Source organism: Amycolatopsis sp. WGS_07, assembly GCF_045278895.1.
GTDB lineage: Bacteria > Actinomycetota > Actinomycetes > Mycobacteriales > Pseudonocardiaceae > Amycolatopsis.
This window is the reverse complement of the sequence record NZ_CP136053.1, coordinates 5,585,237-5,610,331: the sequence shown is the minus strand read 5'-3', so window position 1 is coordinate 5,610,331 and position 25,095 is coordinate 5,585,237. Positions and strand designations below refer to the sequence as shown.

Below are 25,095 nucleotides of genomic sequence, written 5' to 3'. Positions count from 1 at the left end.
TTGATCACCCTACCGGGCTCTGGAGTTCGTAGTACGGGTTGTAGAGCACCTTCTGCCCGTCCCGTTCGGCCATCCGGCCGCGAACCTTGACGGTGCGGCCGGGCTCGATGCCGGGAATCCGGCGCCTGCCCAGCCAGATTAGCGTCACGCCCTGCGTGCCGTCGAACAGCTCCGCCTGCAGCGAGGCGGGCCCGTCGGTGGGCGACAGCTCGACGCTGCGCAGCCTGCCGAGCACTGTCACCTCTTCGCCGGACCGGCAGTCACAGGCGCGCTGCGCGCCTTCGGCACCCGACCTCTCGGACATTTCGTCGGCGTCGAGGTCCTCGACGTCGCTGGTCAGCTTGCGAACCAACCGGCTGAAGTAGCCGCCGTCCTTGGCGGACATGGTGTGCTCCTGTGCTCCGGGGCCCCCGACTTCGTTCGGCCCGTGCGTGTCCAGCGTAGCTGTGGTCCCAGCCAGGGAAACGGGTTTGCGGCAAGATCGCAACGTGACGTCCGCAATCCGGCTCCCGGCCGCCGTCCTGCTGCCAGGGACGGGTTCCGACGAGGTCTTCGTGCGCTCGGTGTTCGGCGGGCCGCTCGCGGCTCTCGGAGTGCCGCTGATCACGCCCGCGCCGCGTCCCGGGGCGGGCCTGGCGGAAGGGTTCCTGGCCGAATTGGACCGTCTCGCTGACCGGCACGGCGCGGTGCTGGCGGGCGGGATTTCGTTCGGGGCGCATCTCGCGGCGGAGTGGGCGGTGGCGAATCCCGGGCGTTGCGCGGGGCTGCTTGCCGCTCTCCCGGCTTGGAACGGGGAATCCGGGCAAGCACCCGCGGCGCTGGCTGCGACGGTCACAGCGGATCTGGTGGCCGCTGCGGGGGTCGAGGGTGCGGTGGCGCAGGCCGCGGCGGGGAGCCCGGAGTGGCTTGCCGAGGAGCTGGGGCGAGCCTGGCGGCGGCACGGAGACGGGCTGGAGGCCGGGCTGCGGGTGGCGGCCGGGCGGGCCGCGCCGACGCTGGAAGCGTTGCGGCTGGTGGAGGTTCCGGCCGGAGTCGGGGCGTGTTCGGACGATCCCGTTCATCCGGCGGCGGTGGCCCGGGAGTGGGCGGCAGCGCTGCCCCGGGGCTCGTACGGGGAGACGACGCTCGCCGCGGTCGGCCAAGACCCGGAGGCACTGGGACGCACGACCGTTCTGGCGTTTCTGCGGGCGCTTCGCGGGACGTGAAGGACTCCTTGAGGGAATCCAGGTCCGGCAAGGGGCCCTTCACGGACCGCGAACGTCCGTGAGGGGAACCCCGAGGGAATCAGAGTCCGTCAGGGTTCCCCTCACGGAACCAGCGTGTGGTGAGTCAGCCCTGTTGCTGTTCGGCGATGTGCTGGGCGACCGCGTCCGGCAGCGTGATGGGGAGCGGGGTGCGCACCGGCATCGGCGAGTTGCCGCGGTCCACGATGGTGCGGCGCACGATCGCCCGCAGCACCTCGGGGGCCTGCGAAGCCGTCGACTGCGGACCGGCGATGACGCCGCGCAGCATCCAGCGCGGGCCGTCCACTCCGACGAACCGGAGGGCGACGTCGCCGACGATCGCGGACAGTTCCATGCCCCATTCGCCGCGGCCGACGTTGACCTTCGCGCCGTCCGCGCGCAGCTGGTCGGCGAGTTCGTTGCTCACCTCGCGCCAGAGCCCGCCGGATTTCGGCGCCGCGTACGCGCTGACGGTGACCTGCCCGATCTCCGTCACGACGTGCACCGCGCGCACGCCGCCTTCCTCCGGGTCCATCTCGACCTGCACCTGCGAGCCGTCGGGGACCGGCACGCGCACCGAGCCGAGGTCGATGCGCGGGATGCCGTCTTCCTCCGCGTCCGCGGCGTCGAACGGCCCGTCGGCCGTTTCCGAAAGCTGGTCCTCGGGCTCGAGCGAGTCGTCGGCTTCGACGTCTTCGCCGCGCTGGGACGCGACGCCCCCGGTCTCGTCGTCGCCGGACCGGCGCTTGCGTCCGAAAATCCCCACTATCGTTCCGTTCCTTCCCCGGTGCCCGCGCCGGTGTCTCCAGCGCCGGGTGCCAGTGTGGCGTGCCCGCCGGTCGAGCCGTAACCTCCCGCGCCGCGTTCGGTCCCGTCGAGTTCGGCGACCTCGGCGAACACGGCGTGCTCCACCCGCTGGATCACCAGCTGCGCGATCCGGTCGCCCCGCGCCAGCACGATTTTCTCGCGCGGGTCGTGGTTGACGAGGCACACCTTGATCTCGCCGCGGTAACCCGAGTCGATCGTGCCGGGAGTGTTCACCACCGACAATCCGACGCGCGCCGCGAGCCCGGAGCGAGGATGCACGAACCCGGCGTACCCCGGCGGCAGGGCGATCGCGACCCCGGTGCCGACGACCCCGCGCTCGCCGGGCCCGAGCACGATATCCGAGGTGGTGACGAGATCGGCCCCGGCGTCGCCGGGCCGGGCATAGGCGGGCGGCGGGACTTCGGGGTCGAGCCGCTGGAGGAGGACCTGAACGCTGGACACGGGCGGCGAGACTACCCTTGATGCGTGGCTGACCGCGTGAACACCGCCGCGACGGGCGTCGTCGCACACTCCGAACGGCTCTACCTGCCGTGGTGGGGCTGGCCCCTGCCGATGGCCGGGGCGATCCTGCTGGGCGTCGAAGTCCACCTGGGCTACCCGTCGATCCCGATGTGGATCCCGCTCGCGATCGCGGTGCCGGTGATGGCCGCCCTCCTGCTCTCGCTGGGCAGGGCGAAGGTGAGGATCACCGGCGGAGACGACCCCGAACTCTGGGTCGGCGACGCCCACCTGCCCCTGCGCTACGTCGGCGAGATCGAGATCGTCGAAAAAGACGCCAAACGCCACGCCCTGGGCCGCGACGGCGACCCCGCAGCCTTCGTCCTGCACCGAGGCTGGGTAGGCCCCGCAGTCCGCCTGACCCTCACCGACCCGGCCGACCCCACCCCGTACTGGCTCTTCAGCACCCGCAAGCCACAAAAGGTGGCGGACCTCCTCCGCAACAACGCCTGACCCACACACAGGCACCAGCACACCCAACCCAGCCGTGCACCCACACCACCCCCCGCACCCCGATACGAAGCCAAAATGCGGCCTGAGGGTGCTTGTCAAGGCATCTTTCCCGCCTTGACAAGCACCCTCAGACCGTCATCACAATCGGGCTTCGGGGTGCCCACCACGCACGAGGCGCAACGTCGCCGCCAGGCGACGAGCAGCACACACAAGTAAAGGGGCCGACCCCGAAAGGTCGGCCCCCTTCACTGCCCGGTCCTCAAACCCGCGGCCGCGTACCCCGTGAATCTCCCCGTGGAATCTCCCTGTGGTTCCCCTGGAAAATCTCAGGCGCAGTCGCGGCAGATCAGCCGGCCGCCGTTGTCCTCGGCGAGCCTGCTGCGGTGGTGCACCAGGAAGCAGACCGAGCAGGTGAACTCGTCCGCCTGCTTCGGCACGACCTTCACGGTCATGTCTTCCCCGGAGAGCCCGGAGAGGTCCGCGCCGGGAAGCTCGAAGTTCTCCGCGGTCGCGTCCTCGTCGACGTCGACGACGCCGGACTGGTTCTCGTTGCGCCGGGCCTTCAGCTCCTCCAACGAGTCTTCGGCCAGCTCGTCGGCTTCGCTGCGGCGCGGAGCGTCGTAGTCGGTAGCCATTGTCCCTCACCCCTGCGATTCAGCATGTCGTCCTGCACCGGTTCCGGAGGCGCCCGATACCGGTCGTGCCGCTGGTCAACGTTCCAGCGCCCCTGTTTGTGCCCGGCCTGCGAGTGACCCAGGTCTCAGCCTGGTTGACCTCGTCCAGCGGCCGGAGCCCGGGAAGGGTAGCTCACCGCCGGGCGCGCCTCGCACCGAGTCGGACATTGGTGCGCCAGCGTCACCCAGGAGGGGGAACGCGCAGGTGAGACGCCTGTCCTCCGTTCGGGTTGCCCCGGGGTCGCGAACGTCACCTCGCGGCCGCGTCCGCTTGCTCCGGCCGAGCCGTCCGTGGTGCGATCGCCACGGAGGGGCATTACGCGGAACGGGTGAAGGTGACCCGCGACACCGCGCGCCGCGGCCAGCGCCTAGGCTCTCCGGCTACCACGCCGGTGCGTACGCTGGCGGTTACCGCGAGGCGCGGCGGGGCGACCGCGGCCGGTTCTGCGAGGGGAAGGGACGGGGCAGGTGGCGTCGGGGAACGGGTCGGGGAACCGTGGTGCGCGGCCTTATCGCAAGCACCGTCCGCTGCCCGCGCTGATCGTGATCGGCGTGCTCGCGCTCGGCGCGGTCTTCGTCTGGGTCAACGCCGTGGTCGGCCGCGGCGACGTCGACGAGGCGGTGCGCTGCAGCCCGGAGCCGCAAGCTCCGCCGGGAGTCACCTACACCTCGGTGCCGCACAACGGCCTCGACGACCGCTCCCCCGTGCCGCCGGACAAGGTCGCGCTGAAGGTGCTCAATGCGAGCAGCACGCGCGGGCAGGGCGGCATCGCCACCACCGCGCTGCGCGAACTCGGCTTCTCCTCGATCGGCGAGCCCGGCAACGACCCGGCGTACCCGAAGGGCGACGCGCGCTGCCGCGGCCAGATCCGCTACGGCGACAACGGGGCCGGCGCCGCCCGCACGGTCAGCCTGGCGATCCCCTGCGCGGAACTGGTCCACGACAACCGCAAGGACGCCACTGTCGACGTGTCCACCGGCAAGCTGTTCACCGCCATTCAGCCGCGGCCCGAGGCGGTCAAGGTCCTGAAGCAGCTCAGCGCCTGGTCGCAGGCCCACCAGGGCGGCGGCAGCAGCGAGCAGTCGGCCGGGCCGGGAGCGCCGGTGGTCGACCAGACGCTCCTGGCCTCGGCTCGCGCCGTCACCTGCTGAGCCTCAGACCTCCGCGGCGCCGCCCGCGGCCAGCGCCGCGCGCAGTTCCGCCGCGATCCCGGGCGACGCCGTGAACGTCGCGTCCTCCCCCAGGTCCGCCGCCTCGCCCGGCAGCAGCACCGTCGCGCCCGCCTCCTGGGCCACCAGCGCTCCGGCCGCCCAGTCCCAGCGGTGCAGGCCGTGTTCGAAGTACCCGTCCAGCCATCCGGCCGCGACGGCGCACAGGTCCAGCGAGGCCGCGCCCCGGCGGCGGATGTCGCGCACGCGCCCGACCAGATCCGCCGTCAGCTTGCCCTGCCGGACCCGCCGGTCCTGCGCGTAGGAGAACCCCATCCCGACGAGCGCCAGGTCCAGCCGGTCCGCCTTCGACACCGACAGCCGGTCTCCGTCGAGCCAGGAACCGCCGCCGCGGACAGCCGTCCAGCGGCGGCCGCTGACCGGTTCCACGACCGCTCCGGCGACCGAGACCCCGTCCACCTGCGCGGCGATCGACACCGCGAAAGTCGGCAAGCCGTAAAGGAAATTGACCGTCCCGTCGATCGGATCGACCACCCAGACGACCCCGCCGGCCGCGGCCTCGCCCGCGCCGCCGCCCTCCTCGCCGAGCACCGGTTCCCCGGGCCGGATCCGCTCCAGCCGGGCGCGGACCAGTTCCTCCGACTCCCGGTCCACGGCGGTCACCACGTCGGTCTCCGCCGACTTCGTGTCCACCGCGACCTCGCCGCCGGACCGCATCCGCGCCCACGCCGTCCGCACCAGGTGCGCGGCCTCGACCGCGACCTGCTCGGCGGTGTCCTTCAGGTCGTTCAGCATCGCCTCGTCAACTCCCACGCCCGCCATGTCACCACATCCGGTTAAAGTCTCCGCAGCAGACTTCTGAATCGTGCGAGAAGGGACCACGTCAGTGACGGCGACCCGAGGTTTCGGAATCGACATCGGCGGCAGCGGGATCAAAGGCGCGCTGGTCGATTTGGAACAGGGACAGCTCATCGGGGACCGGCACCGGATCGAGACTCCGCAGCCGTCGACGCCGGACGCGGTGGCCGACGTGGTCGCCGAGATCGTCCGCGAGGCGGGGTGGGACGGCCCGGTCGGCGTCACCCTGCCCGCGGTCGTGAAGAAGGGCACCGCGCACACCGCGGCCAACATCGACCGCAAGTGGATCGGCACGGACGCCGAAACGCTCTTCGCGAAGCGGCTCGGCAAGAGCGTCGAGGAAGTCACGATGCTCAACGACGCGGACGCCGCCGGCCTCGCCGAGATCCGCTTCGGCGACGCGGCCGCGCGCACCGGCGTGACCGCGCTGCTCACCTTCGGCACCGGCATCGGCAGCGCCCTGTTCCACGACGGCAAGCTCGTGCCCAACACCGAACTCGGCCATCTCGAGGTCGACGGCCACGACGCTGAAAAACGCGCCGCCGCTTCGGTGAAGGACAACGAGGGCCTGTCCTACCCGCAGTGGGCCAAGCGGGTGCACCGGTACCTCTCGGTGCTGGAGAACCTCATCTGGCCGGATCTGTTCATCGTCGGCGGCGGCGTCAGCAAGAAGGCCGAGAAGTGGGTGCCGCTGCTGGAGATCCGCACGCCGGTGGTCGTCGCGTCGCTGCAGAACAACGCGGGCATCGTCGGGGCCGCCGCGGCCGCCGCCGAGGGCGCCGGGCACTGAGCCGAGGGGCTCCGCCAGGCCCCGGACCGGCCGCCGCGAGGCGCCGGGAAGGGGGCCGGAGGGTGATCGCTTCGCGACGCAGTGGGCCGACGTCGTTACAATGGAACACGGCGCAGGAGCTGCGGAGGCAAAACCGCAGGCCGAGGCGTGTTCCCCGAATGTGAGGCAGCCGAGGTGGCGACATCTCGGCTCGTCATGATCGACCGCTGCGAAAGGGCGTAAGTGGCAGCCGCAAGAACCGCAACCCGAGGCGGGACGAAGACAGCGACCGAAGCCGGCGAGCCGGCCGACGAGGCAGCCACCGGAGCGGCGAAGTCCCCGGCGCGCAAGACCGCCGCGAAGCCGGCGGGCGCGAAGAAGACTCCGGCCAAGAAGGCTCCGGCGAAGAAGGCCGCCGCGAAGGGTCCGAAGACCGACGACGGCGATCCCGACGGCCCGGTCGACCTCGACGAGGCCGAACTCGACAGCCTGGACCTGTCCGACCTCGAAGAGGTCGAGGTCGACGTGGTCGACGAGACGGTCAACGACGAGGCCGACGACGATGACGACGACTCCGACGACGAGGCCGAGGCGGCCGACGGGTCGGCGGGCACGGCCTCGTCGACCGCGGCGCGCCGTCGCGCGAGCGCGGCGGACAAGGGCGGCAAGTCCTCGGACAACCCGGACTTCGTGTGGGACGAGGAGGAGTCCGAGGCGCTGCGCCAGGCGCGCAAGGACGCCGAGCTGACCGCGTCGGCCGACTCGGTCCGCGCCTACCTCAAGCAGATCGGCAAGGTCGCGCTGCTGAACGCGGAGGAGGAGGTGGAGCTGGCCAAGCGGATCGAGGCCGGGCTCTACGCCGCCGAGCGCGTGCGCACCGCCGAGGAGGAGGGCGAGAAGCTCGTCACCCAGATGCGCCGCGACCTCAAGTGGATCGTGCGCGACGGCGAGCGGGCCAAGAACCACCTGCTGGAGGCGAACCTCCGGCTCGTGGTGTCGCTGGCCAAGCGCTACACCGGCCGCGGCATGGCGTTCCTGGACCTGATCCAGGAGGGCAACCTCGGCCTGATCCGCGCGGTGGAGAAGTTCGACTACACCAAGGGCTACAAGTTCTCGACGTACGCCACGTGGTGGATCCGCCAGGCGATCACCCGCGCGATGGCCGACCAGGCCCGCACCATCCGCATCCCGGTGCACATGGTGGAGGTCATCAACAAGCTCGGCCGCATACAGCGCGAACTCCTGCAGGACCTCGGCCGCGAGCCGACGCCCGAGGAGCTGGCGAAGGAAATGGACATCTCGCCGGAGAAGGTCCTGGAGATCCAGCAGTACGCGCGCGAGCCGATCTCGCTGGACCAGACCATCGGCGACGAGGGCGATTCGCAGCTCGGCGACTTCATCGAAGACTCCGAAGCGGTCGTCGCGGTGGACGCGGTGTCGTTCACGCTGCTGCAGGACCAGCTCCAGTCGGTGCTGCAGACGCTGTCCGAGCGCGAGGCGGGCGTGGTCCGGCTGCGCTTCGGCCTCACCGACGGCCAGCCCCGCACCCTCGACGAGATCGGCCAGGTCTACGGCGTCACGCGCGAGCGGATCCGGCAGATCGAGTCGAAGACGATGTCGAAGCTGCGCCACCCGTCGCGTTCGCAGGTCCTGCGCGACTACCTGGACTGAGCCGCTTCCGCCCGGTTCTCGCGAGAAACCCCGCCCCGCACTACGCGGCGGCGGGGTTTCCGCGTTTTTGCCGACGGCGGCTCCCGCGAAGCCCGCCGGGCTATTTCCGCGAAATCCTTCCTTCGCCTGACCACAGTGGACCGGACAAGTCCCGGAAAACCCCGCGCACCCGGCTCCGTTGCGAATTACGCTGCGGCACAAGAGGAATCCCCGGGGTGAATCCCGACGGGGGAACAGGCACCCGATCGTGCGCCGCCACGGCGCGACGCGGCCGTGCGCGACGCGCACATGTCCGTTTCCCGTTCACAACCGTTCACCCGGAACCCCGGAACCGTTCCGGAATACTCATCGCCGGTGCACGATCCGGCACCCACCGCGACACCGGGACGCGGACAAGAGGCTAAAGTCGGTTGTTCTCCGCCTCATCGCGAAAATCGTGATTGTTTGGTTGCCTGAAAACGAAGATCGCAACGGCTGATCGCTATTAGGCTGCGCCCACAACGAGCGTCAGTATTGGAAGGCAGCACCGCCCAGTGTTTTCGACGAAAACTCAATCGCGAGCGAGCCAGGGATGCCCGGCGGCGCGGAGCGGATCCTCCGGCCCCGGTGAAGCGAGGCAACTGTGATCGGGTTCCTCCTCCGCAGACTCGTCAACTACATCGCCCTGTGCCTCGTCGCGACCTTCGCGGCGTTCTCCCTGGCGTCGCTGTCGTTCAGCCCGCTGGACGCGCTCAAGCTGCGCAATCCGCCCGCCCCGCAGGCGACCATCGACGCCAAGGCCGCCGAGCTGCACCTCGACCAGGCGATCCCGCACCGGTTCTTCACCTGGCTGGGCGGCGTGTTCCAGGGCGACTTCGGCCGCACCGTCGCCGATCAGGCGATCACCGACGAGCTGTTCCGCCGCGCGGGCGTGAGCCTGCGGCTGTTCCTGCTCGGCATCACGATCGGCATCATCATCGGCGTGCTGGTCGGCGTGGTCAGCGCGATCCGGCAGTACAAGATCAGCGACTACCTCGCCACCACGTTCTCCTTCGTGGTGCTGTCGACGCCGGTGTTCGTGATCGCCACGATCCTCAAGGCGGGCGCGCAGTCGGTGAACGACAACCTGCTCGACGGGTACCAGTTCTTCATCGTGCAGGGCGAGGGCGGCAGCGTCGACGGCGGTTTCGGCGACGTCGTGCTCGACCGCCTGCAGCACATCATCGTGCCGACCCTGGCGATCGTGCTGACCCAGGTCGCCTACTACAGCCGCTACCAGCGTTCGGCGATGCTCGACGTGCTCGGCTCGGACTTCCTGCGCACCGCGCAGGCCAAGGGCCTCACCCGCAGGCGCGCGCTGTTCAAGCACGGCCTGCGCACCGCGCTGATCCCGATGGCGACGCTGTTCGCGTTCGGCTTCGGCCTGCTCATCACCGGCGGCGTCTTCACCGAGAAGATCTTCGGCTGGTACGGCATGGGCGACTGGCTGGTGACCGGCATCCAGAAGCAGGACACCAACATCGTCACCACCGTGACCCTGTTCATCGCGATCTGCGTGCTGCTCGCCGGCTGGCTCGCGGACGTGCTCTACGCCGCGCTCGACCCGAGGGTGAGGATCTGATGGCCGCCCCATTGAACGAGGCCGACCTCGCCGACTCGGCCGTCGCCGCCACCGAAACGGAGACCGAGCAGCAGGGCGGGAAGTCCTCCAGCCGCGGCAAGCTCGTCGCCCGCCGGTTCTTCCGCAACAAGCTGGCGCTGGCCGGTCTCGTCGTGATCCTGCTGTTCTACGTGCTGGCGTTCACCTACACCTGGTATTCGCCGTGGGGCTACGACGAACTGGACCCCGCCGCGACGCTGATGCCGCCGGACGGCACGCACTGGTTCGGCACGAACCAGATCGGCGGCGACATGTTCGCCCAGACCATGCGCGGGCTGCAGAAGTCGCTCACCATCGGCCTGCTGGCCGCGCTGTTCTCCACCGGCGTGGCCTCGATCGTCGGCTCCGCGGCCGGGTACTTCGGCGGCTGGACCGACCGGGTGTCGATGTGGGTCGTCGACCTGCTGCTGATCCTCCCGCCGTTCCTGATCATCTCGATCCTGTCGCCCGCCTTCCGCGGCAAGACCTGGCTGATCCTGGTCGGCCTGATCGCGCTGTTCCAGTGGATGATCACCGCCCGCATCGTCCGCGGCATGACGCTGACGCTGCGCGAGCGCGAGTTCGTGAAGGCCGCCAAGTTCATGGGCCAGTCCCCGTGGCGGATCATCTTCAAGCACATCGTGCCGAACATGGCGTCGCTGCTGATCATCGACGCGACGATCAACGTCGGCGTCGCGATCATCATGGAGACGTCGCTGTCGTTCTTCGGCTTCGGCGTGCAGGCGCCGGACGTTTCGCTGGGCACGCTGATCTCCGCGGGCTCCGACGCGGTCCGCACGTTCCCGTGGCTGTTCTACATCCCGGCCGGCTTCCTGGTGTTCACCGTGCTCGCGGTGAACTTCGTCGGCGACGGCCTGCGCGACGCGCTCGACCCGTCGTCCAGCCGGTCTCGGCGCAAGGAACGCAAGCGGATCGAAGAAAAGACCAAGTCGAGCGCCTCGACGCAACCTGTGGGAGCAGAAGCATGAGCGCCGCACTCGAACTGAGCGCGGAAACGGGCAAGCCGACGGGCACCGTGCTCGAGGTTTCCGACCTCGAAGTGTCCTTCCCGTCCGAATCCGGCCGCGTGCACGCGGTGCGCGGCCTGAACTACCAGGTCGCGGCCGGCGAGGTGCTCGGCATCGTCGGCGAGTCCGGTTCGGGCAAGTCGGTGTCGTCGCTCGCGGTGATGGGGCTGCTGCCGCCGCAGGCGCGCGTGTCGGGCTCGATCCGGTTCCAGGACAGCGAATTGATCGGCAAGTCCGACACCGACCTGTCGAAGATCCGCGGCAAGAAGATCTCGATGGTCTTCCAGGACCCGCTGTCGGCGCTGACCCCGGTGTACACCGTCGGCGCGCAGATCGCCGAAGCGCTGCTGGTGCACGGCAAGGGCACGATCACCAAGCAGCAGGCGAACAACCGCGCGGTCGAACTGCTCGACCTGGTCGGCATCCCGAACGCGGCGGCGCGGGCGAAGGCCTTCCCGCACGAGTTCTCCGGCGGCATGCGCCAGCGCGCGGTGATCGCCATCGCGATCGCCAACGACCCGGACCTGATCATCGCCGACGAGCCGACCACCGCGCTCGACGTGACGGTGCAGGCTCAGGTGCTGGAGGTGCTGAAGACCGCGCAGGAGGTCACCGGGGCCGGCATCGTGATCATCACGCACGACCTCGGCGTGGTCGCCGGGTTCGCCGACCGGCTGATGGTGATGTACGCCGGGCGCGCGGTCGAGCAGGGTCCGGTCGACACGATCTACGCCCAGCCGCGGATGCCGTACACGCTGGGCCTGCTCGGGTCGATCCCCCGCGTGGACGCGCGGGAGAAGCAGCCGCTGGTGCCGATCGAGGGTCAGCCGCCGTCGCTGGTGAACCTGCCGCAGGGCTGCCCGTTCGCGCCGCGCTGCCCGCTGGCGATCGACGCCTGCCGCACGGCCGAGCCGGAGCTGTTCACGATCACGCCGGGCAACCCGAACGCGCCGGTCGACACGACGCACCGGGCCGCCTGCATCCGCACCGAGGAACTCGCCCGTCCCGAAGCGGACGCCGCCGAGGTCTTCGGCGCCGAGGTGATCAAGGAGGCCGAGGTCGCCGCGCTGCCGCGCACCGAGCGTTCGACCGTGCTGGACGTGCGTGACCTGCAGAAGCATTACGCGATCAGCAAGGGCACCGTGTTCAAGCGCAAGGTCGGCACGGTGCGCGCGGTGGACGGGATCACCTTCGACATCGTCGAGGGCGAAACCCTGGGCCTGGTCGGCGAATCCGGCTGCGGCAAGTCGACCACGCTGATGGAGATCCTCGAGCTGACCGCCCCGTCGCACGGTTCGGTCGCGGTGCTCGGCAAGGACGTCGGGAAGCTCGCGGGCAAGGACCGCAAGTCGATCCGGCGCGACCTGCAGGTGGTCTTCCAGGACCCGATGGCCGCGCTCGACCCCCGGCTGCCGATCGGCGACATCATCGCCGAGCCGATGGTCACGCACGGGTTCTCGAAGGAGCACATCGGGAAGCGCGTGCCGGAGCTGCTCGGGCTGGTCGGGCTGCGCCCCGAGCACGCCGACCGGTACCCGGCGGAGTTTTCCGGCGGGCAGCGCCAGCGCGTCGGCATCGCGCGGGCGCTCGCGCTGGAGCCGAAGCTGATCGTGCTCGACGAGCCGGTGTCCGCGCTCGACGTGTCGATCCAGGCGGGCGTGATCAACCTGCTGGACGAGCTGAAGGCCAAGCTGGGCCTGTCCTACTTGTTCGTGGCGCACGACCTGTCGGTGGTCCGGCACATCGCCGACCGCGTGGCGGTGATGTACCTCGGCAAGATCGTGGAGATCGGCGACGTCCGCACGGTTTTCGAGGCGCCGCAGCATCCGTACACGCAGGCCCTGCTGTCCGCGATCCCGATCCCGGACCCGGCCAAGGAGCGCGAGCGCGGCCGGATCATCCTCACCGGCGATCTGCCCAGCCCGGCGAACCCGCCGTCCGGCTGCCGGTTCCGCACCCGGTGTTTCGTCTTCTCGCAACTGTCCGAAGAGGACAAGAAGAAGTGCGTCGACGTCGAGCCTCCGCGCGAATCCCGCGCCGAGGACCACGACGTGGCGTGCCACTACGCCAAGACCCGCGAAGTCGTGTAGCCACGATCCGTTGGCACACCAGAAGAAGGAAGGTAGACACATGCGACGGAGAATGGCCGCGATCGTGGCCCCCGTTGCCGCTCTGGGGCTCCTGCTCGCCGCTTGCGGCGGCGGCAGCGGCGGCGGCGACAAGGGCCTGCAGGACGCAGGCACGACCGGCGTCAAGACCTCGGACATCAACGAGCAGCCGCTGGACAAGCTGAAGGACGGCGGCGACTTCAAGTGGCCGGTCGACCAGCTGCCGGACAACTGGAACTACTACCAGGTCGACGGCACGGTGCTGGACGGCGCCAACATGCTCGGCGCGATCCTGCCGTATCCGTTCCCGCAGAACGCGGACGCGACGGTCGGCCTGGACAAGAACTACCTGACCTCGGCCGAGATCGTCAGCCAGGACCCGCAGGTCATCGAGTACAAGATCAACCCGAAGGCCAAGTGGAGCAACGGGCGCCAGTTCTCCTGGGAGGACTTCGCCGCCATGGCGAAGGCGCTGACCGGCAAGGACACCGCCTACCAGGTCTCCAGCACCACCGGGTACGAGGACATCGCCAAGGTCGAGAAGGGCACTGACGACCTCGACGTCAAGGTCACCTTCGCGAAGAAGTTCGCGGAGTGGAAGTCGCTGTTCTCGCCGCTGTACCCGAAGGAGGCGATGGCCGACGCCAACACCTTCAACAAGGGCTGGGCGCAGAAGGCGCAGATCACCGCGGGTCCGTTCAAGATCAAGAACGTCGACTACACCGCCAAGACCGCGGTGTTCGAGCGCGACCCGAACTGGTGGGGCGACAAGCCGAAGCTGGACACCGTGACCTTCAAGGTCGTGGACCGGCCGGCGCTGGCGGACGCGTTCGCCAACGGGCAGATCGACTTCTACAACCTGAACAACGACATCAACGCGTTCAAGCGGGCCCAGTCCGACCCGAACTCGGTCGTGCGCCAGTCGACCTACCCCGACTACACGCACATGACGCTCAACGGCGCCCCGTCCTCGATCCTCGCGGACAAGGACCTGCGGCTGGCCGTCATGCGCGGCGTCGACACGGTGACCATCGCGAAGTCGATCCTCGGCCAGATGCAGAAGGACACCACGCCGATCGGCAACCACCTGTACCTCAAGGGCTCCAAGACCTACGAGGACAACAGCGGCCCGTACAAGTTCGACGCGAACGCGGCCAAGGCGGAGCTGGACAAGCTCGGCTGGAAGCAGTCCGGCGACCTGCGCGCCAAGGACGGCAAGCAGCTGAAGCTGCGCCTGGTGATCCCGACGGGCACCCCGATCAGCCAGCAGACCGCGCAGATCCTGCAGTCGCAGCTGAAGGCGATCGGCGTCGGCATCGACATCGTGCCGGTCCCGACGGCCGAGTTCTTCAAGAACTACGTGAACGTCGGCAACTTCGACCTCACGCTGTTCCGCTGGATCTCGAACTCGTTCCCGATCGGCGGCAGCAAGGGCATCTACTACTTCGACCCGAAGAACGTCAACCAGAACTACGGGCACATCGGCAACGACAAGCTCAACCAGCTGCTCAACACCGCGGCTCAGGAACTGGACGACACGAAGCGGGCCGCGGACATCAACGCCGCGGACAAGGAGATCTGGGCGCTGGGCCACCAGCTTCCGATCTTCCAGTCGACCGGTGCCTTCGCCGTCCGCAAGACGCTGGGCAACTTCGGTTCGCCGGGCTACGCGAACAACCCGTACGACTTCACCAAGATCGGGTTCGTGAAGTAATCCTCCCCTGGCGGGATTCGAAGGAGCGGCGCGGACTCCCCGCGCCGCTCCTTCCTTTTTGGACAGTTAAGGTGATCTCCGTGCGGAAGTTCCTGCAGGTGCGGCCGGTCCGGCACATTCTCGTGACGAGCGCGGTCGTGTTCGTCGCGTGCGCGGCGGTGTTCGTGGTGCAAATGCTGGAATTCAACGGCACCCGGCCGCGGCTGCAGGGACTCACCGCGAACGCGACCGGAATCGTCTCGCGGGTGGACGACGCCACCGTCACGGTGCGGTTCCCGGTGCCGAATCAGCCGGAGGCGAGCGCGGCGGTCGAGCTGGACACCACTCCCCCGGCGCTGGGCGCGAAGGTTCCGGTGCGCTACGACCCGGCCGCGCCGTCCCGTGCGATCACGACTGGCGCTTCGGCGTTGGTCACTGCCGACCGCGCGTCGACCTATGCGACAGTCACCGTGGTCGCGGTGCTCGCGATGCTGGCGGTGGACGGATTCCTGCTTTTCACCCGCTTCGTTCAGCCCTCGCGGCGCAAGGCGGGTGCTTCCGTGCCGATGCGCCGGGTGAAGGTGCAACGCGGGTTGCTGACGCGGTCGTGGCTGGAGACCGACACCGCGACGCCGCGGTGGATCCCCGTGTACTTCTCGCCGACGCTGATCGGCCTGCCGTCGCCCTCGCGGATCGAAGTGCTGGGCGACCTGCGCACGGACCGCCACGTCGCGGTCCGCATCGACGGCGAGGTGCTGTATCCGGCGGGCTCCGTGCGCACTGGCGAGCCGCGCGGCCGCCGTCTGGACAACCCTTCCGAGCCGGACGAGGAACGCGCCCTCGCCGCGGCCACTCCGGTACGGCTCGCGCGCCAGTTCCGCGCCGACCTGCCAGTGCTGGCGGTCACGCCGGTCGTAGGCGCGTTCTGGGCGCTGGTGGACGGCAGCGGATTCGCGGGCTGGCTGGTGGTCAGCGTGCTGATCGCCGCGTTCGGCTTCTGGTGGGCCGCACTGCGCGGCTCCGACCCGTCACTCTGATTCCAGCGCCGCCAACACCTCGGCCAGCTCCGAGTACGACTCCTCCATCCGGCCCTCCTTGCCGAGCCGGTGCCGTTCCAGCCGCACCGCGCCGAGATGCCGGGCCCGGTAGTACAACGCCCGCCGCCGCGCCGCCGAGGACGTATCCGGCTGCCCGTAGGTGTCCCAGAACGCCTCTCGCTCCCCTGGTTTCGCTGAAGCCATGTGGATCGTCCAGTCCGCCGCCGGGTCGCCCCACCAGCTGCGGTCGTGGTCGATCACGCCGACGATCTCCAGCTCCGGGGTCAGCATCACGTTCACGTGCCACAGGTCCCCGTGCAGCAGGCGCGGTTCGGTGATCTCGTCGAGCAACCCGGCGTCGCGCCTCGCCCAAGCGGCCACCGCGCGCAGGTCCGTCGCGTCTAGGCCGATGTCCTCGACATCGGCGGCGTTGTCCTCGAAGTACGCGATCAGCGCTTCACTCCAGTTCGCGTAATGCGGTCCGGCCACCACGCCGAAGCCGGGCCCGCGCACCTCGTGGATCGCGCGGGTGATTTCGCCGAGCCGGTGGAAGTACGGCGTCCGAGCTTCCGGTGCGCAAGAAGACAGCACCTCGGGACCGGGCTGGCCGGGCAGTACGCCCTGCAGCACGTAGTCGCGGCCGATGACCTGGTGGGTGAAATCGGCGGCGAGCGTGCGCGGCATCAGCGGCGAGATCGGCGCGAAGTACGGTGCGGCAAGGTATTCGTTGCGCATGAACTGGTGCTCGATCCGGCTCTGCCGCGCCGGTTCCGGGGCGACGCGCAGGATCGCCGGGCCTTCGGGCAGTTCCACCCGGTAGGTGTTGTTGTACCCGCCCCAGCCGATTTCGGCCGCGGACCGCGCGGTGCTGCCGAGCGCACGGCGGCAGAGCAGTTCGATCTGGTCAGCGGTGAGCGGTTGCTGGAACGCGTCTGAGGGCCGGTCTTTCGGCTGGAAATCCACCGGGGCATCCTGCCACCGCGCTCAGGACAGCACGAATCCTTTACGGCTCAGCGAATCCTCGATCCGCAGCCGTTCGAGATCCCGGTCGACGCCCTCGCGCACTCCGTCGAGCCGGTGCGCGACGCCGATCTCGCGGCAGGCCGTGACGAGCAGTTCGTCGTAGGCCTGCCGGGTGCCGATCCGGCGGGCGGCGGGCGTTCCGGCGGGAAGCTGCGCGAGGGCCCGGCGTACGCGGCGCAAGTCGGCGGCCACCTGCTCGACCGGCGGCCCGGACGGCACTGGCGCAGCCCGTCGCCGACGCACCCAGCGGCAGACCGCCGGAAGGCGGAGGGCAGCCCAGAACAACACCGAGGGCGCCACGCTGACCACGGCGAACAGCAGAACCGGACCGGCCGCCATCCTCCGAGTTTAGCCTCGGCGGCGGTTGCGCGCCCGGTGCGCGAACAGCACCGCCACGCCCGCCCCGAGCAGGACGAGGCTGGCGATCACGTGCAGGTGCGGCGGCAGCAGGTGCAACTGGACGAACCAGCTCGGATGCTCGGCGCCGGCGAGCCGGTTGATCAGCCCGCCCGCGCCCTGCACCACCAGGAGGATGCCGATCAGCTCGATCATCGCCGCACCTGCTCTTTCGGCGCGGAGGTCCCGAAAACCTGCTGCCACAGCGGGCCGAAGACGAACCACAGCCCGGTGAGCGTGCCCAGCCTCGGCAGCCAGCCCCACAGCGGTTCGGCCTGGTCCGAGCCGCCGCCGACGAGCACGATCGCGAGCAGCAGCAGTCCCGCGCTGATCGCGGAGGCCAGCACGCATTTGCCCCATTCGCGCCATTCCTTGCGGACCTTCGCGCGTCCGTACAGCTTCTCCGGACGCGGCCCGCCGGCGAACCGGTGCGCGAACCGCACGTCGGCCCACTCCACCATCGACGGCCCGAAGACGACCGAGAAGCCCAGGTACACCGCGGCCAGCCCGTGCGTCACGTTCGGGACCGCGCCGTTCATCAGGTCGATCACCGTGACCACCAGCAGCACCAGGTCGACGACCGGCACCAGCGCCAGCAGCACGGTGCTGGCCTTCTGCTTGCGCAGCGCGTACCGGGTCAGCAGCCCGGCCGCGATGAAGACCCAGAACCCGATCTCGCACGCCACGATGGCGACGGTCATCGGGCTGTTCAGAATGACGTCCATGGCCCCACTGTCGCGGGCACGGGCGTCCGCGCGCGTCAGCGGACGGCACGATCGGGGGGTCATCATTTCGTAGGACGACCGGGGCGCCGCGGTGTGCTGTCATGGTCGGGTGCGCTTGCGAGACCTGCGCTCGGCTCTCCCCCGGCCGCGCGAACTGCCGCCGTGGCAGCAGAACGGCCTCATCGCGCTCGCGGTGTTCGCCGGCGGCACGATGCTGTACCTCACCGGCAGCCACCATCTGCTGCCCAACGGCGACCCGTTCCCGCTGTGGATCCGGTTCGCCGAACTCGGCGCGATCTGCCTCGCGACGTTCCTGCGCCGGAAAGTGCCGTGGGGGCTGCTGGCCGCCACGGGAATCGTCGGCGTCGACGTCGCGCTGGGCCTGTCGCTGCCGATCGCCATCGCGTACACGGATTTCCTGTACTCCGCCATGCTGCACGGCTCCCGCTGGACGACCCGGGTGCTGGTCGGCGTGACCGCCACCGTCACCCTCACCGTGCTGTTCGTGTTCCTGGCCGTGGCGGGCTGGCGGGCGGCGGCGCTCGGCGCGTTCAGCATGCTGTCGTTCCTGCTGGTCCCGGTGTGGTGGGGCGCGAATGTGCGCCAGCAGAGCGACATCGCGGCGTCCGAACGCGCCAACGCCGAACAGCTCGCGACGATCGCCGCGCTGGACCGGCGGGCAGCGGTGGCGGCCGAACGCGCGCGGATGGCCCGCGACCTGCACGACGTCGTCGCCGGGCATCTGTCGGCCATCGCCATCCAGTCGGAGGCGGCACTGTCCATGGCCGACGATCCGAAGACCGCGCAGACCGTGCTCGTAGCCGTGCGGGAGAACAGCGTGCGGGCGCTGGAGGAGATGCGCGCGATGATCGGCCTGTTGCGTTCGGAGTCCGCGGCCGACGAGGTGACCGCCCCGGCCCGGCTGGCCGAGCTGGCCAGGCTGGTGGAATCGGCGCGCGCGTCGGGGATGACGGTCACGGTGGATTCCACTGTGGACGAAGAACTCACGCTGCCGACGGCGGTCGATCTCACCGCGTACCGGATCGCGCAGGAGGCGCTCACCAACGCGGTCAAACACGCGCCGGGCAGCCAGGCGACAGTGCGGCTGCGCGCGGCGGACGGCACGCTGACTGTCGAGATCGACAACGAACTGTCCGGCGCGCCAGCCCAGCCCGACAGCGGCGGGCACGGTTTGCTGAGCATGCGCGAGCGCGCGCACGCCGTCGGCGGCACACTGCGAGCAGGCCCGTCCGGGCCCCGCTGGCTAGTCCACGCGGAACTTCCCCTCGCCGGAGAGGCATCATGACCATCCGAGTCCTCGTCGCCGACGACCACGGCGCCATCCGCGCCGGGCTCGCGCTCATCCTCGGCAACGCTGAGGGCATCGAGGTGGTCGGCGAGGCGGCCGACGGCGAGGTCGCCCTGCGCCAGGCCCGCGCGCTGCGGCCGGACGTCGTCCTGATGGACGTCCGGATGCCCGGCACCGACGGCATCACCGCCACCCGCCAGCTCATCGCCGAGGGGCTGGCCGAGGTCCTCGTCCTCACCACCTTCGACCTCGACGAATACGTGCACGCCGCACTGCGCGCCGGAGCCGCCGGGTTCCTGCTGAAGTCGGTGGAGGCGCCTCGGCTGATCGAGGCCGTCCGGCTCGTCGCGGCCGGCGAGGGCGTGCTCGCGCCGCAGGTCACGAAACGGCTGATCGCCGCGTTCGCCAGCACGCCGGCCGGAGCCTCACCTGCCCCGACCGGCCTGGCGGACCTCACCGAACGCGAACGCGAGGTGCTGGGCTGCCTCGGCGCGGGGCTCTCGAACGCCGAAATCGGTGCCCGCCTCTACATCGGAGAGGCGACGGTGAAAACGCACGTTTCCCGGGTGCTGGCCAAGCTCGGCCTGCGCTCCCGGGTGCAGGCCGCGATCCTCGCCCAAGACCATGGGATTGCGCCACCCGGCTGACCGTTCTGCGCATCCGCGCGCGACCTTCTAACGTTCCCCCATGGGTGTGCGGAGAACTCTCGACGTCGACGAAGTCCTCAAGCGACAGGAATCCGGCGAGCTGAAGCGGCGGCTCAGGGGACGCGACCTCATCGGCTTCGGCGTCGGCATCATCATCGGCACCGGGATCTTCACCCTCGCCGGGGTCGAGGCGAAGACGCACGCCGGGCCGTCGGTCACGTTGTCGTTCGTGATCGGCGCGGTGGTCGCCGGCCTCGCCGCGCTCTGCTACGCCGAACTGGCCTCCAGCGTGCCGACCGCGGGCAGCGCCTACACCTACGCCTTCGCCACGCTCGGAGAGGTCTTCGCCTGGATCATCGGCTGGGACCTGCTGCTGGAGTTCGCGCTCGGCGCGGCCGTGGTGTCCCGCAGCTGGTCCGGCTACCTCGCCAACCTGCTCGGGCTGTCGCCGGAATGGTTCGGCGAGGACGCGACAGTCAACGTGGGCGCGGTGCTGATCATCGCGGTGCTGACGGTCGTGGCCGTGATCGGCATCAAGGAGTCCGCGTGGCTCACTAACCTGCTGGTGCTCGTCAAGGTCGCCGTCTGCGTCCTGATCCTCGCCGTCGGCGTGTTCTTCGTGAAGGGCGCGAACCTCACCCCGTTCGTGCCGCCCGCGCAGCCGCCGTCGAGCAACGCGAACGCCTTGCACCAGCCAGTGGTCCAGGCCGCGCTCGGGCTCGAGCAGTCGGTGTACGGCATCGCCGGCATGGTCACCGCCGCGGCCGTCGTGTTCTTCGCTTACACCGGTTTCGAAGCGCTCGCCAACCTCGGCGAGGAGACCATCAACCCGCGCAAGGACCTCCGCGTCGGCATCCTCGGCGCGCTGGCCGTGTGCGCGGTGCTCTACATCGGGGTCTCGATCGTGCTCACCGGCATGGTCCACTACACCGACATCGACTCCGGCGCGCCGCTCGCCGACGCGTTCGACCGGGTCGGCCAGCATTGGGTCGGCGCGCTGATCTCACTAGGCGCGGTCACCGGGCTGACGTCGGTGATGATGGTCGAACTCGTCACGATCGGCCGGATCGGCTTCGCGATGGGCCGCGACGGCCTGCTGCCCAAGGCCATCGGCACGGCGCACCCGCGCTGGGGCACGCCGCACCGGATGACCATCGGCGGGGCCGCGCTGATCGCCGTGCTGGCCGCGTTCGTGCCGATCTCGGCGCTCGCCGACATGGTCAGCATCGGCGCGCTGTCGGCGATGATCATCGTCGCGGTCGCGGTGCCCGTGCTGCGCAAGCGCCGTCCGGACCTCAAGCGGCCGTTCACCGTGCCGTTCTCGCCGGTGCTGCCGATCATCGCCGCGCTGGCGTGCTTCTACCTCATGCTGAACCTCGACGTGATGACCTGGATCCGGTTCGCCGCCTGGCTCGTGCTCGGCCTGCTGATCTACTACTTCTACGGCCGCAAGCACTCCCGCTTCGCCAAGCAGCCCGCCGGCCCCGCGTCGCCCGGCGGCGTGGAATCCGGGTCGTGACCAGCGGTTCAGGCCACCGCTAGGTGAACACGGCGGTGCCTCGGGTTCTCGACCTCGTCGAGCAGCGCGACGGCGAAATCGGCGTACGAGATCTTGGCCGACAGATCGCCGTGCCCGCCGATTTCGTAGCGGCCGGTGCGCTCGCCGTCGTGGTCGAAGTCGCCGACCGGGCTCACGTACACCCAGTCCAGCCCGGCGCCTTCGGCCCGAAGCACCTCCAGCCCGGCCGCGTGCGCCAGGCAGAACGGCCGGAACTCGGCCGGAAGCGAGTCCAGCACCGGGGTTCCGTCGGCGGCGCGCAGCAGCGCCGAGAGCCCGACCGCGACCAGCCGGTCCACTCCGGACTGTCGTAAACCGGTGATGAGAGCACGGGCGGCACCGGTGAAGAACGCGTCCGGATCGGTGCCCTCGCCGTAGACCGCGGCGGCGTTGATGGCGGCGTCGTGCCCGGCGGCGAGGGCAGCGACGTCCGCTGCGTCAGTGACATCGCCAGCAACGACGTCGGCCAGATCGCGATAGCGCGAAGGATCACGCACCACCGCGGTGACTTCGTGGCCGCGCCGTCGCGCCTCAGCGGCTGCCTGCCGCCCCGCCCGGCCGCCCGCGCCGAAAATGACGATCTTGCTCATCGTGGGAATACCTCCTGGAGTGCCGATGCTCTGGAAGGTAGCCAGGGGGCCGGTTCCCTCCGGGATACTTGAGAGGAGACCGCGATGACCGTTCGGCAGCCATTGCCTCCCGATCTGTTCGAGGAGCTGTGCCCGTCCTCGCTGGTGCCGTTCCGCTTCGGGGACAAGTGGTCCGCGCTGGTCATCCGCTGCCTGGAGGAAGGGCCTCGACGGTTCTCCGAGCTTCGGGTGCCGTTGCACCGCGTCACGCCGAAGGTGCTGACCCAGACGCTGCGCGGCCTCGAACGCTCCGGCCTCGTGTCGCGCACCGCGCACGCCGATCCCGCGTTAGGCGTGGAGTACGCGCTGACGCCGCTTGGCCGGAGCCTGCTGGAGCCGATGCAGGTGGTGTACGGCTGGGTTGCCGAGCATTGGGAGGAACTGCTGGACGCGCAGGAGCGGTACGACGGTTAGTCGTTGCGGCACAGGCGGTTTGCCAGTTCTCGCGGCAGCGGGTAAACCCGTTCCGCGGGCAACAGCCGCTGAGCTTGCGCGGTGCGCCCGTCCTTGACCAGAGCCGCGGCCTTGCGGACCTGCGGCGTGCGGTCGTCGATGCCGACGATCCATTCGTCGGCGAAGACGCGGATCAGGTCGCGGCCGATGCCGACCTGGATGCTGTAGTGATTCAGCGCCGCTCCGCGCCACGACCGTTCCGGATCCCACTGGACGTGCACCGCGGCCTTGGCCACCGCTGCCGGATCCGAGGTCGTGCGCACCGCCCGGGACAGCGCCTCTTCCCATCCGGCCCGGGTGATCCGCACCGCGAGAACGCGTTCCTGACCGGGTTTGCGCGCCCAGTTGCTGCGATGCATGAGCCAGCGGAGCGAGGGTTTGATCCACGTCATCCGGTGAAACGAAAACGGCGCGACGAACCGGCCTGCCCGCAGCGCCGCGTCAGCGATGGCCGGCGCGTAGGCCTGGTAGACCACGATCGTGTCCGCGTCGAAATCCGCGCGGATCTCGTAGGGGGCCGTCATGAGCCGAAGGCTGCCATCCGCCCGGCCAGCCGCGCGAACTGTTTTCGCGGGCTACTCCGTGCGCAGCCCGGCGTAGGAGACCGCCTGCGCCAGCGCCTCCGCGTGCTGGGAGTCCGCCACCAGCAGCACCGATTCCAGCCCCGCCGCGACCCATTCCACCGGCTGGTCGTGCACGCCTTCGTCGCCCAGCTCGCGGTAAGTGTCCACAACGGACAGCAAGGTGCCCTCCGCGCCGAGCCGCACTCCGGCGATCAGCACGTGATGCGGCGCGGGCGGCCGCCACCGGTTCGTCCACAGTGGAGGGATGCCGGTGTCGAGATAGTCCAGCAGCGCGCGTTCCGGCGTGTCCGGCGCGCCCAGTTCCGCCGGATCGACCCGCGCCAGCACGGCCACCCGCGGCAGTTCCCACAAGCCCAGCAGCAGATCCGAGACCGTCGATGCGGCCCATTCCCCCAGCGCCGGAACCACCGCCAGCTGCTCCCCGGACAACGTCCGGATCGCGTGTGCCAGTCCGGTAAGCGAGGTGCCCGCGGCCGTCTCGTCGAACGGCACCGGAAGGCGAAAGTCGTTGCGGCCCACCGCCCCCGCCGGACGGCTCGCCGCCGCGCGCACAGTCCCGGCCGCGATCGCGACCTCGTCCTGGTCCGGCACCGCGATGCCCGCCGCGCGCAGCGTCACGAGTGCGGTGAAGGCCGCCGCCAGCCCGTCCTTCTGCGGCAGTTCAGCTCTGGCCTCGGCGACCAGGCGCGCGCCGCCGGGAAGCCAATGGACGTCGGAAAGCCCCGTGTTCAGTACCGCCACAGATGCGCCGCCACGATCTCCTCAGGCGCCCGCTCGGCGGCCCACGCCGCGTCCGAGGCGCGCACCGCGCGGAACGCGCCGAGCAGCTCGTCCCCCAGCGCCCCGGACACGCGCGGATTCGCCAGCAGCGCGGTGTCCTGTTCGGACGGACTCGCCGGCAGCGGCAGCACGCCCGCGGTGTTCCGTTCCCCTTCGGTCCAGCCGCCCGGGTCCTCGGCGATCGGCTCCGGCAGCACCGCCGAATCCTCGATCCCGGCCATCCCGGCGGCGAGCACGGCCGCCAGCGCGAGATACGGATTGGCCGACGCGTCCGACGTTTTCAGCTCGACATTCGCGTGGTCCGCGCCAAGCAGCGCACTGCCCGGCACGTATCGCAGCGGCGCTTCGCGGTTCTCCACGCCCCAGAATGCGTAGGCACCGGCGAAAAATCCCGGCCGCAACCGCATCGTCGAGGGCACGCTTGGCGCCGTGATCGCGGTCAGCGCGGGCAAATCCCGCAGCAGCCCGCCGAGGTAGGCCGCTCCGTCGCCCTCCGGCACGCCGTCGCCAGTCAGCAGATTTCTGCCCTTACGACGGACGGAAGTGTGCAAGTGCCAGCCGTTCCCGGCCGCGCCGAGCCCGATCATCGGCGCGAAACTCGCCGCGAGCCCGTGCGCGTGCGCTGCCGCGTGAATGGTCTGGCGAGCGAGCAGCTGATCGTCCGCCGCGGACACCGGATCGGTGGCGGCGAGCGACAATTCCAGCTGCGCCACGCCGTATTCCGCGTGCAACTGGCCGATCTGCAAGCCGTTCGCGGCGAAATCGTGCAGCAGCGCGGCGACGAACTCGTCCAGTCCGATCAGCGCGTGCGGACTGTACGCGGGCCCGCGATGCCCCGGCGCGGACACGACATCCTCGCTGCCCAACGGCGTGACAGAGAACTCCAGCTCGTACCCGGCCCGGAACTCGAGACCGCGCTGCGCCGCCTCGGCGACCTGCCGCTCCAGCACGGAACGCTGGCAGTAGGGCCACGGCGAACCGTCCGCGGCGAGCTGCCGCACCGGAGCCCAGGCGAGCGCGGGCTGCCCGGCGAGCCGCCGGAGCCGTTCCACGACCGGCACCAGCCGGATGTCGCCGGACGGCGTGCCGAGGCCGGCATGGCCGAAGGTGATGGCGTCGTGGCTGTCGAAAACCGCGAACAGCGAGGTCGCGCCCACGCCGCGGACCGCCGCGTCGGCCAGCCCGCCGACCGGTACCACGCGCGAACGCGGGATGCCGTTGTTGTCCGCCCAGGCCAGGTGGACACCGCCGACCCCCGCCGCGGCGAGGTCCTTGGCCGCCGCCGACGCCGCCTTGGTCATGGCCACCTCCTCGGGCTCGGGATCAGTATCGCGGCCATCGCCCGCCCGGGCCATCCGCGAGC

At 70.1% G+C, this 25,095-nt stretch carries 27 protein-coding genes; 14 read left to right on the top strand and 13 right to left on the bottom strand.

The features are described 5' to 3' along the window. Positions 1-4 precede the first annotated feature (4 nt). Positions 5-385, bottom strand: coding sequence for an OB-fold nucleic acid binding domain-containing protein (locus RPX00_RS26590; protein WP_009075573.1), 381 nt, complete (start codon positions 383-385; stop codon positions 5-7). Between the two features lie 103 nt (positions 386-488). On the opposite strand from RPX00_RS26590, the gene RPX00_RS26585 reads away from it, so the two are divergent. Then, positions 489-1,205 (top strand): alpha/beta hydrolase, encoded by a 717-nt coding sequence (locus tag RPX00_RS26585; protein WP_406629379.1) that lies wholly within the window; start codon positions 489-491, stop codon positions 1,203-1,205. Between the two features lie 124 nt (positions 1,206-1,329). On the opposite strand, the gene RPX00_RS26580 is transcribed toward RPX00_RS26585, so the two are convergent. Further along, positions 1,330-1,989 (bottom strand): DUF3710 domain-containing protein, encoded by a 660-nt coding sequence (locus RPX00_RS26580; protein ID WP_406629377.1) that lies wholly within the window; start codon positions 1,987-1,989, stop codon positions 1,330-1,332. Next, positions 1,989-2,492: a dUTP diphosphatase gene (gene dut, locus RPX00_RS26575; RefSeq protein ID WP_406629376.1), complete on the bottom strand. Its 504-nt coding sequence runs from the start codon at positions 2,490-2,492 to the stop codon at positions 1,989-1,991. The genes RPX00_RS26580 and dut overlap by 1 nt, the downstream gene beginning before the upstream one ends. 24 nt (positions 2,493-2,516) lie before the next feature. Between dut and RPX00_RS26570 the strand changes: the two genes are divergently transcribed. After that, on the top strand, positions 2,517-3,002 hold the full coding sequence (locus tag RPX00_RS26570) for a DUF3093 domain-containing protein (protein WP_406629374.1): 486 nt from the start codon (positions 2,517-2,519) through the stop codon (positions 3,000-3,002). 326 nt (positions 3,003-3,328) lie between these two features. Here RPX00_RS26570 and RPX00_RS26565 read toward each other — a convergent pair whose 3' ends face one another. Then, positions 3,329-3,637, bottom strand: coding sequence for a DUF4193 domain-containing protein (locus RPX00_RS26565; RefSeq protein ID WP_013224476.1), 309 nt, complete (start codon positions 3,635-3,637; stop codon positions 3,329-3,331). A gap of 507 nt (positions 3,638-4,144) precedes the next feature. Between RPX00_RS26565 and cei the strand changes: the two genes are divergently transcribed. Continuing rightward, positions 4,145-4,828: an envelope integrity protein Cei gene (gene cei / locus RPX00_RS26560; RefSeq protein WP_406629371.1), complete on the top strand. Its 684-nt coding sequence runs from the start codon at positions 4,145-4,147 to the stop codon at positions 4,826-4,828. Between the two features lie 3 nt (positions 4,829-4,831). Here cei and RPX00_RS26555 read toward each other — a convergent pair whose 3' ends face one another. Continuing rightward, positions 4,832-5,668, bottom strand: a complete 837-nt coding sequence (locus RPX00_RS26555) for an inositol monophosphatase family protein (RefSeq protein WP_406629369.1) — start codon at positions 5,666-5,668, stop codon at positions 4,832-4,834. Between the two features lie 64 nt (positions 5,669-5,732). On the opposite strand from RPX00_RS26555, the gene ppgK reads away from it, so the two are divergent. From ppgK to RPX00_RS26520, 7 genes are all read left to right on the top strand, one after another. Further along, positions 5,733-6,494, top strand: a complete 762-nt coding sequence (gene ppgK / locus RPX00_RS26550; RefSeq protein ID WP_406629367.1) for a polyphosphate--glucose phosphotransferase — start codon at positions 5,733-5,735, stop codon at positions 6,492-6,494. 222 nt (positions 6,495-6,716) lie between these two features. Then, positions 6,717-8,144, top strand: coding sequence for an RNA polymerase sigma factor (locus RPX00_RS26545; RefSeq protein ID WP_406629365.1), 1,428 nt, complete (start codon positions 6,717-6,719; stop codon positions 8,142-8,144). Between the two features lie 622 nt (positions 8,145-8,766). Next, positions 8,767-9,744: an ABC transporter permease gene (locus tag RPX00_RS26540; RefSeq protein WP_378305867.1), complete on the top strand. Its 978-nt coding sequence runs from the start codon at positions 8,767-8,769 to the stop codon at positions 9,742-9,744. Beyond that, the gene (locus RPX00_RS26535) at positions 9,744-10,751 is read left to right on the top strand and encodes an ABC transporter permease (RefSeq protein ID WP_406629363.1); all 1,008 of its coding nucleotides are present in this window, start codon (positions 9,744-9,746) and stop codon (positions 10,749-10,751) included. Before RPX00_RS26540 ends, RPX00_RS26535 begins: the two co-directional genes overlap by 1 nt. After that, entirely contained in the window at positions 10,748-12,880 is a 2,133-nt protein-coding gene (locus RPX00_RS26530) for a dipeptide ABC transporter ATP-binding protein (RefSeq protein WP_406629361.1), read from the top strand. The genes RPX00_RS26535 and RPX00_RS26530 overlap by 4 nt, the downstream gene beginning before the upstream one ends. 40 nt (positions 12,881-12,920) lie before the next feature. Beyond that, entirely contained in the window at positions 12,921-14,612 is a 1,692-nt protein-coding gene (locus RPX00_RS26525; protein ID WP_406629359.1) for an ABC transporter family substrate-binding protein, read from the top strand. Positions 14,613-14,692: 80 nt separating this feature from the next. Continuing rightward, entirely contained in the window at positions 14,693-15,628 is a 936-nt protein-coding gene (locus tag RPX00_RS26520) for a hypothetical protein (RefSeq protein ID WP_406629357.1), read from the top strand. Here RPX00_RS26520 and RPX00_RS26515 read toward each other — a convergent pair. The 4 genes from RPX00_RS26515 to RPX00_RS26500 are packed head-to-tail and all read right to left on the bottom strand — an operon-like array spanning position 15,620 to position 17,772. Next, positions 15,620-16,591, bottom strand: coding sequence for a phosphotransferase family protein (locus RPX00_RS26515; RefSeq protein WP_406629355.1), 972 nt, complete (start codon positions 16,589-16,591; stop codon positions 15,620-15,622). The genes RPX00_RS26520 and RPX00_RS26515 overlap by 9 nt on opposite strands. A gap of 21 nt (positions 16,592-16,612) precedes the next feature. Beyond that, positions 16,613-16,990: a hypothetical protein gene (locus RPX00_RS26510; RefSeq protein ID WP_406629354.1), complete on the bottom strand. Its 378-nt coding sequence runs from the start codon at positions 16,988-16,990 to the stop codon at positions 16,613-16,615. Between the two features lie 9 nt (positions 16,991-16,999). After that, positions 17,000-17,203 carry a hypothetical protein gene (locus tag RPX00_RS26505; RefSeq protein WP_406629352.1) on the bottom strand — a complete coding sequence of 68 codons (204 nt, stop codon included), beginning with the start codon at positions 17,201-17,203 and terminating at the stop codon, positions 17,000-17,002. Beyond that, positions 17,200-17,772, bottom strand: a complete 573-nt coding sequence (locus tag RPX00_RS26500; RefSeq protein WP_406629350.1) for a hypothetical protein — start codon at positions 17,770-17,772, stop codon at positions 17,200-17,202. Before RPX00_RS26500 ends, RPX00_RS26505 begins: the two co-directional genes overlap by 4 nt. A gap of 124 nt (positions 17,773-17,896) precedes the next feature. Between RPX00_RS26500 and RPX00_RS26495 the strand changes: the two genes are divergently transcribed. Genes RPX00_RS26495 through RPX00_RS26485 form a run of 3 tightly spaced genes read left to right on the top strand, consistent with a single transcriptional unit; the run spans position 17,897 to position 21,247 of the window. Then, the gene (locus tag RPX00_RS26495) at positions 17,897-19,078 is read left to right on the top strand and encodes a sensor histidine kinase (protein ID WP_406643100.1); all 1,182 of its coding nucleotides are present in this window, start codon (positions 17,897-17,899) and stop codon (positions 19,076-19,078) included. Continuing rightward, positions 19,075-19,728 carry a response regulator gene (locus RPX00_RS26490; RefSeq protein ID WP_406629348.1) on the top strand — a complete coding sequence of 218 codons (654 nt, stop codon included), beginning with the start codon at positions 19,075-19,077 and terminating at the stop codon, positions 19,726-19,728. The genes RPX00_RS26495 and RPX00_RS26490 overlap by 4 nt, the downstream gene beginning before the upstream one ends. A 40-nt stretch (positions 19,729-19,768) precedes the next feature. Continuing rightward, positions 19,769-21,247, top strand: coding sequence for an APC family permease (locus RPX00_RS26485; RefSeq protein ID WP_406629346.1), 1,479 nt, complete (start codon positions 19,769-19,771; stop codon positions 21,245-21,247). Positions 21,248-21,255: 8 nt separating this feature from the next. Here the strand turns inward: RPX00_RS26485 and RPX00_RS26480 are convergent, their stop codons facing one another. Beyond that, entirely contained in the window at positions 21,256-21,885 is a 630-nt protein-coding gene (locus RPX00_RS26480; protein ID WP_406643098.1) for an NAD(P)-dependent oxidoreductase, read from the bottom strand. 75 nt (positions 21,886-21,960) lie between these two features. On the opposite strand from RPX00_RS26480, the gene RPX00_RS26475 reads away from it, so the two are divergent. After that, the gene (locus tag RPX00_RS26475) at positions 21,961-22,329 is read left to right on the top strand and encodes a winged helix-turn-helix transcriptional regulator (RefSeq protein WP_406629344.1); all 369 of its coding nucleotides are present in this window, start codon (positions 21,961-21,963) and stop codon (positions 22,327-22,329) included. Here the strand turns inward: RPX00_RS26475 and RPX00_RS26470 are convergent. Genes RPX00_RS26470 through RPX00_RS26460 form a run of 3 tightly spaced genes read right to left on the bottom strand, consistent with a single transcriptional unit; the run spans position 22,326 to position 25,033 of the window. Further along, positions 22,326-22,892 (bottom strand): DUF4291 domain-containing protein, encoded by a 567-nt coding sequence (locus RPX00_RS26470; protein ID WP_406629342.1) that lies wholly within the window; start codon positions 22,890-22,892, stop codon positions 22,326-22,328. The genes RPX00_RS26475 and RPX00_RS26470 overlap by 4 nt on opposite strands. Before the next feature lie 51 nt (positions 22,893-22,943). Next, complete coding sequence (locus RPX00_RS26465; protein ID WP_406629340.1) at positions 22,944-23,693, bottom strand: DUF6885 family protein; 750 nt, start codon at positions 23,691-23,693, stop codon at positions 22,944-22,946. Beyond that, on the bottom strand, positions 23,681-25,033 hold the full coding sequence (locus RPX00_RS26460; RefSeq protein ID WP_406629338.1) for a glutamine synthetase: 1,353 nt from the start codon (positions 25,031-25,033) through the stop codon (positions 23,681-23,683). The genes RPX00_RS26465 and RPX00_RS26460 overlap by 13 nt, the downstream gene beginning before the upstream one ends. Between the last annotated feature and the right edge of the window lie 62 nt (positions 25,034-25,095).